The following is a 727-nucleotide window of genomic DNA, read 5'->3' on the forward strand; positions in this document are numbered from 1 at the left end:
CTGACGGTCACCGACCAGGCCTCGCGCTATGTGCTCGCCTGCGAAGCCCTTGAATCGACAAAAGAGATGCCGGTCATCGAGGCCTTCGTCCGGCTGTTCAGGGAACGCGGCCTGCCCGCCGCCATCCGCTCCGACAACGGGCTCCCTTTCGCTTCGCCCAACGGCCTCTACAATCTCTCGCGCCTGTCGGTGTTCTGGCTCAGGCTCGGCATCGCCATCGAACGCATCCAGCCGGGCAACCCGCACCAGAACGGCCGCCACGAGCGTATGCATCTGACCTTGAAGAAGGAGACGACAAGGCCGCCCGGCATGAACATCTTCCAGCAGCAGGCAAGATTCGACGCTTTCATCAGCGAATTCAACGAGGAAAGGCCACACGAAGCGCTCATCATGCGCACCCCGGGCGAGCTCTATACGCCTTCCTCAAGAGCCTATCAGGGCTTGCCGGAGCTGGAATACCCCTTCCACGACCGCGACATCTTGGTCACTGCATGCGGCCGCATCTGTATGCACAGGAAGAAGATCAACATCTCGACCGTGCTCGCCGGTCAGAGGCTCGGAATCACCGAAGTCGACGACGGCATTTGGCTCGTCAGCTTCATGCACTATGATCTCGGTTATATCGACTTGGAACAGAGGACCTTGCAGACCATCGACAATCCGTTCGGCACGAGATTGTCACCCATGTCTTAGGTACAATCTGTTACCCATGTCTCCGGGCTGGACA

At 59.1% G+C, this 727-nt stretch carries 1 protein-coding gene; it reads left to right on the forward strand.

Going from position 1 to position 727, the window contains the following annotated elements; all coding sequences use genetic code 11:
* Window positions 1-693, forward strand: a 693-nt coding sequence (locus tag EH240_RS37205; protein ID WP_148101195.1) for an integrase core domain-containing protein, incomplete at its 5' end; no start/stop codon positions are given.
* Window positions 694-727 lie beyond the last annotated feature (34 nt).

The sequence above is a fragment of the Mesorhizobium tamadayense genome (assembly GCF_003863365.1).
Taxonomy (GTDB): Bacteria; Pseudomonadota; Alphaproteobacteria; order Rhizobiales; family Rhizobiaceae; genus Mesorhizobium; species Mesorhizobium tamadayense.